The organism is Xanthomarina spongicola, assembly GCF_003148645.1.
Lineage (GTDB): Bacteria > Bacteroidota > Bacteroidia > Flavobacteriales > Flavobacteriaceae > Xanthomarina > Xanthomarina spongicola.
This window is the reverse complement of sequence record NZ_QGGP01000002.1, coordinates 158,968-169,284: the sequence shown is the minus strand read 5'-3', so window position 1 is coordinate 169,284 and position 10,317 is coordinate 158,968. Positions and strand designations below refer to the sequence as shown.

Below are 10,317 nucleotides of genomic sequence, written 5' to 3'. Positions count from 1 at the left end.
TGCTGCTAACCTAGCTTCTTCGTCTGCTTGTGCTTGAGCTGCTGCTAATGCTGATGCTTCTGCATCATTATTTGTTGTTTGTGTCTGTGCTGCTGCTTGAGCTTCAGCTAATGCTTGAGCTTTGGCCTCACCTTCTAGTCTAGCTTGTTCTTGTGCTTCAGCTCTTTCTAATGCTCTTGCTTCTGCTGCAAGTCTAGCTTCTTCTTGTTTTGCAGCTCTTTCTAAAGCTTTCTCTTCAGCTAATTGAGCTCTTTCTTCAGAAGTTAATGTTGGTTTATTAGAAACTGCTGGTTTATGTTTTTTGTTACCACCTAGTAAAGCTTCTTCTTTATCATCTCCACTGTACTTGTATCTATTTCTAGTATTAAATTTGTAAGCCAAAGTAAATTCATGTGAAGATCCAAAAGTGGATAAATCTCCCATGGCCTTTTCATAATTATATTCTACAGAAATCTGTTTTGTGATATTAATACCAACACCTCCTGTTAATCCATATACAGTATTATAACCTAATTGAGCCCAAATTCCTTTAGGCACTGTAAGCATAGCTACTCCTGAAAAAATAGTTTGATCTTTTTTAAATTCTGATCTTACTAAAGCTGAAAATTTACTTTCGTCAAAGAAACCACGACTATACATATATCCTGTATACATTACATGAGCCTGTATACTTTGTTGTGGATCATCCTTTATCATTTCGGATGCTTTTAAATTATATTGCACTAGATTGTTTACAGATAAACCGAAATCGAAAAAAACAATACCATAATTAATACCAGGACTAACAGTAAGTATAGAATTTGAAGGAATATTCTCTAAAGATGGATCTGCTTGATTAACTACTACTTTCCCATCGTTAACACTACTCTTATAAAAACCTAAATTCAAACCAAAAGTTAGATTACTATCGGTTTGAAGTCTCGCATTATAAGCAAAGTTTAAAATACCTCCAAAGGTTGTTAATACACCATAATTTTGTTGAAACAATCCAACTCCTACTCCAATATTCTCTTTATATCTGCCAGTATAATTTATTAAATAGGTTTGAGGCGCATCTTCAAATTGAACCCATTCTCTCTTATTTGTAATGTTAATATATGTATTTTGTTCTCTTACAAAACTAAAAGTAGGGTTGGTTAAATATCTATTAAATTTTAATGAACTTCTTACTGGAATAGCCAAAGACACAACACCATCTTCCTGAGAAAAGGAAAATTGCGTCGAGCATAAGATTATGGTTAGTATCAGTAAATAAGTTTTCATTTTTATTTTACAATGGTTATTGATCCTTTTTTAGTTTTATTATCTTGAGTTGTAATCACATAATAATAAACAGGGTTTACACTTTTAAAATCGATGGCATTCTCTGGCCAGTTATTTTGATAATCAGTTGTATTAAAAACTACTTTTCCATAAGAGTTCATAATTATCACTTCTGTATTTGTTCCACTTACATATTGATTAGGAATTATCCATGTATCATTAATCCCATCTCCATTAGGACTGATTAAATTTGGGATGTTATCTACATTTGGAAATGGATCTATTGGTTCAATAATCTCAAATAATAATTCATCTGAAACAATACAACCAGTTGTTTGGCTAATAGTTACTTTATAGTTACCATATTCGGTAGCGTCATATGAGTCTTCATTTGCTCCTACAATAATCACATCGTTTAAATACCATTGAAATTCTGGGTTTTCAGCTGAAGTTGAAACCACAACATATAAAGTATCTCCAAATTCCATTGAATTTTCATCTTCAATATTCAGACTACTTATAAACATCTCACTTTCTAAATCTATTGAAGCTGATGTCACACAACTTCCTAAATCAATACTTACAGAATATGTTCCTGATAAAGTAGTTTCATAGGTTTGGTTAGTGGCACCTGAAATAGCTTCGCCATTTAAAAACCATTGGTAGCTATTCCCTAAAGTAGTTGCTAAAATGGTTGGTCCTCCACTTGGACAAAACGGATTTCCAAGACTAGAATTAATACTAGTTGTTGAACCAGAAGTTGCTTCAGTAACAGTTACTCTGTTTGAGAATGAATCTGAAGTACAAGTACCATAATTTGTTTCTACAAAATAAGTTCCAGGCGTATTCACTAATAAACTTTCGCCATCTGCAACAAAAACAGATGTTGTTGGACCAGTTTCTTTATACCATTTAAATGTAAGTGTTGGATAATTTAATGGCGAATCGTTCATTCCAGTTCCTGGATTATCGATCGTTAGTAAATAAGATCCACCTGCACAATATGATGCTGTTGAAATTAAATTGTTAATTGAAAACGGACTGTCTTGAATTTTGTAATAGGCTGCAAAAGTTGGCGAACCAGAACTTGTAGCTACTGGAGCCGTACTTTTTATTCTAAGCCTATAAGACTCTCCAGCAGTATTTGTTGGTAATGAAAAACTAAGTGTTGCAGGAGATGTAGTTACAGAACCAGCGTTTGATGTAAAAACTACAGTTGGACTAGAAAAACTCCCATCTGCATCAGATAATTCTATATTAAATTGATTGGTTGGACTTAATGCAGTTTCTGGTGAAAAAACAAAAGTAACATTAAAGTTATTAAATGACGCATTAGCACAAGCTTGACTAAACCCTATATTTGGAGCACCAATAACTATCTGTGCTTTTATGTTCTGGGTTTGAATAAGAACAAAAAAACACATTACAAAAAGGACTTTTTTTACAATAGTAGTTTTATTCATACGCTTAATTAGTTAGCAATTATTGAAAAACCATCTGTTTAATTAATAAACGTCATGTTTTACAAACCAAGGGAATTTTAAAACTTATTGGATTAATTAATAAGAATTCTCAAAAAGTATTTTTTTGAGAATTTAGTTCTTATAGAAAGTTTTAGTTATTAGTATACTTAATCTAGATTTGATGCTATTATTTTATTAATTCGCAATCTAAAATCTGGTCTTTTAGAATCTTTTAAATCTATAAACGTTTCAGAATCTAAACCTTTAGAATACACATTAAAGAAACTACTGTTTCCATACCAGTTCTCTAAATCTTCGTTATTATCATTGTATTCGGTAAAAATATTTCCTCTACAATTATTAAAGTACATTTCAGTAAACCTAATCTTATCCAGATTTTCGTTATTAATTTTAATTTTATTTTCAAATAATACAGCTGGATTAAAACCTGAAATAACACTTTTACTCATATCAAGTGAAGCATATTCAGCAACATATATTGCTTCTTTTACTAAACCTAATTTAATTTCAGTTTGCAGATTATCACTAACATTAATAAGGGTTAAATTAGTAGCTGTTACAAAAGTTTCTTTTACAGAAAAATCTACCTCTTCTTTATCTTCTCCATAAGAAGCAATATTAATACATCTTGATCCATCAGGACTTGATACGTAAGAAGATCTAATAGCTAAGGAATTATAGATATTACATTGTGTACCAAAGTTAAAGTTATAGTCAATTTTGTTTGATTTATAAGAAACCATCTTACTTAAATTAACTTGTCCTCCATAAATATCAAACGAATTACCTGCAGAATTACTAACCATAATTTTTTCTAAAATGGTTTGGCTTCCAACACCAGCTAATAACAGTGCATTAAAATTTTCTCCACTTTTTAGCTTCTTTCCAGCATATTCAATTCTAACATATCTTAAAATTCCAGAATTACTTTCTATATTCTCACCTCCATAACTTATATTCTCATAAGTAGCAGCACGAAAATTATGATTTACTGAAGATTCGTTTCCAAATTTATTAATTGGTGCATCGCCAAGGACAATTATTCCTCCCCAGTCTCCAGCTTTCTTAACACTTCTATTTGAGGTAAATACAATAGGATCGGTTACAAGACCATCAGCAATAATAGTTGCACCTTTTGTAATAATAAGGGATCCTTTAGTTTTAAAGTCTCCAATAATAATTGTTCCAGGTTCTATGGTAAGGGTTGCATTATTTGTAACAAAAACATCACCTAATAACATATAGGTGTTTTTCTTTAATAATCTTGTATCGGAAGTAATATTACCAGTTAGGATTTCGGTAGCCTCACCATATTCAATTTGATTAGAATTAAATTCTGTCCAAGAATTTAACCAATTATTAGTACCAATAATTCCTTTCTCTTGTTGAGAGTAGGTATTACAAAACACTAATAGAAAAATACTTAAGAGTTGGGGCAGATTTTTCATAGTACAATAGTTATTTATTTAGCATAAAGATTATTTTCATTATTAATCAAACATATAAAAATATTCCACTAAACACAAATAATAACGATGAAATACATAAATTAATTCTATTAAGAAAGTTTATTCTTACATTTTAATTTAAATACTCAAAAAAATTAAATCATAATAATACTATTGTAACAATTTTTAAGAGTTTCAATTATTAATAAAAAAAAATATCAAGCTTATTGACTTGATATTTTTAAAATATATTGAAACGTTAGTTAGACTAGATAATATTATTTAAAATCTATTATTTTCACTATAAATATGTAATGCTTTTAATGTTTCTTCATAAAATAAAATTGCTGCAATTAAATTTGCTCTATCAGAATATGGCAATATTTTATTTTGAAAATCCATGGTACTTTGAAAATAATTAGAAGTTGCATCTATTTGGTCATCTAGAGCATTTCTATTTTCCTTTGTATCTGGAATTCCAAAAGTTGACATAGTGACTCCAGGTTTTGTAGCAAAGGCAATATATGGCAATATTTTAACGATAATTTCTATACGTTCGTTATATAAACCTAATAAAGCGCCTTTTTGCATTTGCTCTAATTCTTTACGATCGTGGTATTTAGAAATAGATACATCTTGACTGATAATACTTTTAGGGGCATCTTTTTGAGCAAAACTTACACCTGTTAGGAATAAAAAAGTAAAACAGAATAAAATAATTTTAGATTTCATATTACAGATTTTGGGATTCTATATGACAAATTTATGCAATTAAACGAAAAAAACAAGCGTTTTGTCGATTATTTGAAAGAATTTTAGAATTTTATTATCTTAAATACTAAAAAACAACTGTAACAATCAGTAAATAATGTTGTTATAAATAATATGCTCTATAAGTAAAAAAAATTATTTCTTATTCAATTCATAATTGAAAGTTACAAGGACATCATTTGAAAGCTTATTCTTTACTATTTTTGGAATATCTATTTTAAAATCGGATGCCTGAACAGTAAATGACCCATCTAAAATCAATGAAGACTCTTTTTTTGATAGGTAAGCTTCTATATTATATAATTGTTTGGACTGACCATGAAAATCTAATATACCTTCAATTAAAACTTTATGATTTTTAGAATCTTTTAGTAAGTCTAATGAGAAATTTTTAATCTTTCCTTTAAATGTAGCTTTTGGATACAGGTCTGATTCTGCATAATTTTCATTAAAATGTTCTTCCATTAAAGCATTTTTAAAACGAAATCCTTTTACTAATAACAAAGCAGCAATTTCTCCATTTTCTGTATTAAAAATAGCTGTTACAGATTCGTTTTTGGCCTTTACTTCTTCAAAAGAAGGAACAGATGCTTCGAATATTAGTTCGCCAGATTTAGTGATGTACTTTTCCTGAGCATTTATTGATATCGCTACCAACATAAATAGTAAAACTATAAACTGTTTCATAATAATTAGTGTTTTTTTGTTATTCTTCTAGTAAGCCGTCAAGTTCCCACTGAATTAAAACATCTATTAAGTTTTGTGGTAAACGTGGACCACCAAAAGGCATTAAAAATCCTAAATCTTCTGAAGATATTCGTTCAATTAACTCTCTGTTTATTACTGCGTTTTTAACATCGTTATAATTAACTAAAGACATTGGTGCACCATTTTCGGGAGGCATGGAATGACAATTAATGCAATTATTATCTATAATAGGTTTTACTTGACTATTGTATGTTATGACATCTTCAATTGGAATTTGATCTATTAAATCTTCTTCACTAACAGATGTACAACTAGTCATCAATAATATAAATAAGACATAACTTAATAACTTTTTCATGTTTGCGCTTATTAGAAGGTTCTACTTAAATTAAACCCAAAATATATATTTCCTTCACTCCAATCTCCAGTAGATTGACCTAAAAAGTAGTTTGTATTCATTGGTTGTGCATTTGTAAAATGCATCTGAAAAACATGTCCACCTGTTTCTAAATCAACACCTATGGATAAAGGATTTCTAAATGGTGAGTCTGAAGCTCTATTTAGATGGAGTCCATAATCCAAATTAATAGATACACGTTTACTAATTTTATACCTTCCTCCAAAACCTATAGCAAATTGAGAATTATCTTGATCGTTTACCATAACATAATTATCATGAAAAAAAGTAGGTGCTAATTCTAAAGATAAATTTGTATTAATCTTTCTCGATAATAGAAATTGTACCGTATAACTTAGCCTATTTACAAATTCTAATTTTGGCAAATTATCTTCGCTTAGAGCTGTGTTGATTAATATAGCATTGAATCCAACTAAAGTAAATGGAGCCCCCTTTTCTTTTTGCCTAAGCAAACGATATTTTATAGATCCTTGATATGTTTTTTGATAAGAACTTCTTGAAATTCCAATATTAAAACCATCAGATACACCATAAATAAAATTAAGTCTAGTTACAGCATCATCCAAACCAAAAAACGAATCAAATCCGTTTTCAACACTACCAAACCTATGAGCAACAACTAAGGTGAAATCTTTTTTAGCAACTAATTTTGTTGATTCAAAATTAACAATCTTTAGCCCTTTAAAAGCAGCATCGGCATAATTGTTAGTAATTGAATCGGTATCAATTTCATCCAATAAATCATCTTGTGCAAAAAAACACAACGGCAAACAAAATAAAATGTAGAATATCTTTTTCATAATTATCTTTTGAAAATTGATACCGATAAGATTTACTTAATTATTAATTTTCTAGTTTCTAATATTTCTCCAAATTGATACTTTATAAAATACATACCAGATTTTAATTGAGAAACATCTATAGACAATTCCTTAATACCACTATTAATAAGCTGATTTAAAACTTGTTTTCCAGTTAAATCGAAAAACGTAATGGTTCCTTCACTCATATTTTGTGGTAGTTTTATTTGTAATTCTGTAATTACAGGATTTGGAAACATGATTAAGCTTGAAGAATCAAACTCATCAACAGATAATTGATCTACAACAGTTATTATTCCAGACATATTACCTGCTCCATGAATTCCACATAAATATGGGTTTACTCCTTCTACCGTAAATGTATATGTATAAACCTCATTTAAACCTGTTATAGTTCCACTGTTAAATGTTTCTGTGCTTCCAGCGTCGTTTTCAACTGTATGTGGCAAATCATCTGTCCAAGTCCATCTAACAGTATCACCTGTTTCAATGGTTAAATCTGATTCTGGACTCGTAAAATTTCTCTCCCAAATTAAATCATGGGTCGTTTGTGCTTGCAAACTGCATATTCCAAAGAATAGCATCATTAGTAACTTTGTTTTCATAATAGTGTGATTTAATTAATTAATAATAAAACATTGGTCTATTTTAACTTGCTCTAACAAATCGTCATAGCCTATAAAGCGTCCCTTAATTTTTACTTTTTCTTTTAATTTAAATATCTTCTCTTGAGGTTCTGTAAACTGACAAAAAACTTTATCATCTAGTGTTATTGATAAACCATCAACTTCTGAAACCTGTCCAGATATTTGAATGGTATTGTCTAAGTATTTAGCTTCTGAATCTTTAGAGTTGATTTGAAACTCTTTAGATAAATCTATTGCTGATGTTTTATAGCTTGCAGACTCTGTTGCAATATCTCGATGACTTTTATAAACATATTTGTATGCTACAATAGCAACAAGAATTAGACATATTATGATTATTTTTTTGCGCATAATTTCGTTTATTGTAATAACTACTTCAGCTTGCTTCCAAACTGAAGCAGTTTTGCTATTAACTAGATTTAGGGCAAAAGATTTGGAGTTACTAAAACTTTTTCTTTCTCAATTTTAGTTTCGTTCGAATGTAAGCGTGTCTGTGCCACCATTACCACCACTTACATCACGTAATTTTATCATGGTATCTGAATGAGAAAGAATATCCCAATCATCGTTTAAGTCTTCAAAAACATCTGTTTCAGGAACATTAAAGAAAATATTGAAATCTATATCGTCGCTACTATCATCGTTACTATTACTATCTGTTACAGACCATGATCCTGTTCGGGATAAATCGTCTTTAGTAGCCGTTAAGGTGCCATTAGAATCAAACAAGAAGTTATAGCCTGAAAAATCGCTTGTTTCATCTTGTCCAGAATCTATATAGCTTGATATTCTCCAGGTTCCAGATTGTGCTTCAACCATTATTTGCTGGATTTGTCCACTATTATCATTTGGTGTCCCATCGTCGTCATCGCTTGAACAAGTGGACGATAGTAGAAAAACACTAAGCATAAGTATTAATCCATGTGAAAAATTTGCTTTCATAATTTTCGTTTTTAATTGATTATTTATATTTAGTTACAAGTACTTTCATAGCGTAAACGGTCGTCTCCACCTACTCTCAAATCGATTTTGGTTTCTCCTGTTCGTTCTTCAATTTCATGAAGAATCCAATTATTATTACAGTATGGTAAATCTGGAATGTTAATAACAACTTCTATGTTATTTCCTGTACCAGAAGTTATCCATGTACCATAATCTGTACCTCCAGGATAATCTACTACTATAGAACCATCATTATAAAAGTTGAAAAAATAATTATCATATAAATCATCATAATCATTTCCACTTCGTTCTAACTTATCTACTGTCCAATTTGAACAACTGGTTAAAAAGGATTCTAATTCTACAGGTGTACAATTATCACAATCATCATCATTGTAATCATAATCATCATCCTCATCGCAAGTATTAGTGAAATTTATAATGGTTGTTTCTAATTCGATTAAACTATTAAGTGTTAATTGAGAATCATCATAAAGAACAACCGATATTGGGAAATTTAAAGTAACTATATCGTTTAAGTCTATTTGATCTATAAAATGATACAATTCATTATCATTATTGAGATAAATTGTGTCAATTAATTCATTGTTTATATTGAAAACAGAAGCACTAATTGGGTATATAAAGTCTAAACATTCAATATCATCGTCCAAGACATTCTCTCCATGACAATTACTTGAATAACTCAATAATTCTGTGCTATTAGATATACTAACTTCTGAATAATCTTCTAAAATAATTGTAATTGGATAGCTAATAATAATGGTGTCGTTATCATCATCGAATTCATCAAAAATAAACTCAATGTCATCGTAATCATTTGCTGTATATATTGTTAATTGAACACCATTTGCAGTTACAGATATTGGTAACTTAACTGTAAAACAATTGGCATAATCTATAATATTATCAACCGAACCATCATTAGAGGTAGTTCGCTTCATTAGGTTGGCAATTAAAGAATTTGTTTTAATTGTGTCTTCTGTAGGTGTCTCAATTAACTCAGATTCTTCAGTTCTACAGCTTAATATGCTAGAAGCAATTATTAGGTGTAATAATAAAATTTTTAACTCTTTCATCTTTATACTTTTTGCCTTTCTATTTATAAAACAACTTACTTTTAAAAACTCCTGAAAAAAAATTACTTTTTTTAAAAAAAATAAAATATAATTCTTAATCTTTTAAATTGTAAGCTGTTTATTTTTAACTTTAAAAATTAAACCAACATTTTTGAATCAAGAATCAAAAGAAAATATTTGTCAAGAAATAGTCTTTCAACATGTATATAACACACATGTAAAAGACTTGAACAATTATTTATATTATAAATATGGTGACCAATATAACCCAAGCGATAAAGCTCAGGATGCTTTTATTAAATTATGGGATAATTGTAAAAAAGTTACTATAAGTAAAGCCAAAGCATACCTTTTTAAAGTGGCAAACAATTTAATGCTAAACGAAATCAAGCATCAAAAAGTAGTTTTAAAATATCAACAAATAAATCACAGTCAGCACGATTATGAAACACCTGAGTTTTTAATTGAAAAGGACCAATATTTAGAAAGTTATAAGAAAGTTTTAGAAAATTTAAGCGAAGAACAACGGGTTGCTTTTTTATTAAACAAGGTTGATGGAAAAAAACATAGTGAAATTGCCGATATGCTAGGTGTTACCAAAAAGGTTATAGAATATAGGATATATAGTGCTTTTAAGATTTTAAAATCTGAACTGGAAAATTTTTCTATTAAGTAATCAGGATTTTTTAAAAGTAAGTTGTTATATATAAAAGAG

At 29.3% G+C, this 10,317-nt stretch carries 12 protein-coding genes; 1 reads left to right on the top strand and 11 read right to left on the bottom strand.

Annotated features, from left to right (window positions below; translation table 11 throughout):
- The 11 genes from LX78_RS04745 to LX78_RS04695 form a co-directional block, all read right to left on the bottom strand.
- A partial coding sequence (locus LX78_RS04745; protein WP_146192548.1) for a PorP/SprF family type IX secretion system membrane protein occupies positions 1-1,263 on the bottom strand: 1,263 nt, incomplete at its 3' end.
- Between the two features lie 2 nt (positions 1,264-1,265).
- On the bottom strand, positions 1,266-2,726 hold the full coding sequence (locus tag LX78_RS04740) for a gliding motility-associated C-terminal domain-containing protein (RefSeq protein WP_109681503.1): 1,461 nt from the start codon (positions 2,724-2,726) through the stop codon (positions 1,266-1,268).
- A gap of 167 nt (positions 2,727-2,893) precedes the next feature.
- A complete protein-coding gene (locus tag LX78_RS04735) occupies positions 2,894-4,195 on the bottom strand; it encodes a hypothetical protein (protein ID WP_109681502.1) in 1,302 nt (433 codons plus the stop codon).
- A 282-nt stretch (positions 4,196-4,477) separates the two neighbouring features.
- A complete protein-coding gene (locus tag LX78_RS04730) occupies positions 4,478-4,927 on the bottom strand; it encodes a hypothetical protein (protein WP_109681501.1) in 450 nt (149 codons plus the stop codon).
- Positions 4,928-5,101: 174 nt separating this feature from the next.
- Positions 5,102-5,653: a YceI family protein gene (locus LX78_RS04725; RefSeq protein ID WP_109681500.1), complete on the bottom strand. Its 552-nt coding sequence runs from the start codon at positions 5,651-5,653 to the stop codon at positions 5,102-5,104.
- A gap of 19 nt (positions 5,654-5,672) precedes the next feature.
- Positions 5,673-6,032, bottom strand: a complete 360-nt coding sequence (locus tag LX78_RS04720) for a hypothetical protein (protein WP_109681499.1) — start codon at positions 6,030-6,032, stop codon at positions 5,673-5,675.
- 11 nt (positions 6,033-6,043) lie between these two features.
- The gene (locus LX78_RS04715; RefSeq protein ID WP_109681498.1) at positions 6,044-6,892 is read right to left on the bottom strand and encodes a DUF5777 family beta-barrel protein; all 849 of its coding nucleotides are present in this window, start codon (positions 6,890-6,892) and stop codon (positions 6,044-6,046) included.
- A gap of 32 nt (positions 6,893-6,924) precedes the next feature.
- Positions 6,925-7,518, bottom strand: coding sequence for a cupredoxin domain-containing protein (locus tag LX78_RS04710; RefSeq protein WP_109681497.1), 594 nt, complete (start codon positions 7,516-7,518; stop codon positions 6,925-6,927).
- Between the two features lie 15 nt (positions 7,519-7,533).
- On the bottom strand, positions 7,534-7,911 hold the full coding sequence (locus tag LX78_RS04705) for an OB-fold protein (RefSeq protein ID WP_109681496.1): 378 nt from the start codon (positions 7,909-7,911) through the stop codon (positions 7,534-7,536).
- A 114-nt stretch (positions 7,912-8,025) separates the two neighbouring features.
- Positions 8,026-8,502, bottom strand: a complete 477-nt coding sequence (locus tag LX78_RS04700; RefSeq protein ID WP_245881473.1) for a hypothetical protein — start codon at positions 8,500-8,502, stop codon at positions 8,026-8,028.
- A 29-nt stretch (positions 8,503-8,531) separates the two neighbouring features.
- Entirely contained in the window at positions 8,532-9,602 is a 1,071-nt protein-coding gene (locus LX78_RS04695) for a hypothetical protein (protein ID WP_109681495.1), read from the bottom strand.
- 151 nt (positions 9,603-9,753) lie between these two features.
- Here LX78_RS04695 and LX78_RS04690 point away from each other — a divergent pair, with 151 nt between their 5' ends.
- A complete protein-coding gene (locus tag LX78_RS04690) occupies positions 9,754-10,278 on the top strand; it encodes an RNA polymerase sigma factor (protein WP_109681494.1) in 525 nt (174 codons plus the stop codon).
- Positions 10,279-10,317: the final 39 nt, after the last annotated feature.

Coding starts and splice junctions, on each gene's coding strand:
- LX78_RS04735 (WP_109681502.1), bottom strand. CDS start 4,195: ATGAAAAATCTGCCCCAACTCTTAAGTATTTTTCTATTAGTGTTTTGT.
- LX78_RS04730 (WP_109681501.1), bottom strand. CDS start 4,927: ATGAAATCTAAAATTATTTTATTCTGTTTTACTTTTTTATTCCTAACA.
- LX78_RS04705 (WP_109681496.1), bottom strand. CDS start 7,911: ATGCGCAAAAAAATAATCATAATATGTCTAATTCTTGTTGCTATTGTA.
- LX78_RS04720 (WP_109681499.1), bottom strand. CDS start 6,032: ATGAAAAAGTTATTAAGTTATGTCTTATTTATATTATTGATGACTAGT.
- LX78_RS04695 (WP_109681495.1), bottom strand. CDS start 9,602: ATGAAAGAGTTAAAAATTTTATTATTACACCTAATAATTGCTTCTAGC.
- LX78_RS04710 (WP_109681497.1), bottom strand. CDS start 7,518: ATGAAAACAAAGTTACTAATGATGCTATTCTTTGGAATATGCAGTTTG.
- LX78_RS04715 (WP_109681498.1), bottom strand. CDS start 6,892: ATGAAAAAGATATTCTACATTTTATTTTGTTTGCCGTTGTGTTTTTTT.
- LX78_RS04700 (WP_245881473.1), bottom strand. CDS start 8,502: ATGAAAGCAAATTTTTCACATGGATTAATACTTATGCTTAGTGTTTTT.
- LX78_RS04725 (WP_109681500.1), bottom strand. CDS start 5,653: ATGAAACAGTTTATAGTTTTACTATTTATGTTGGTAGCGATATCAATA.
- LX78_RS04740 (WP_109681503.1), bottom strand. CDS start 2,726: ATGAATAAAACTACTATTGTAAAAAAAGTCCTTTTTGTAATGTGTTTT.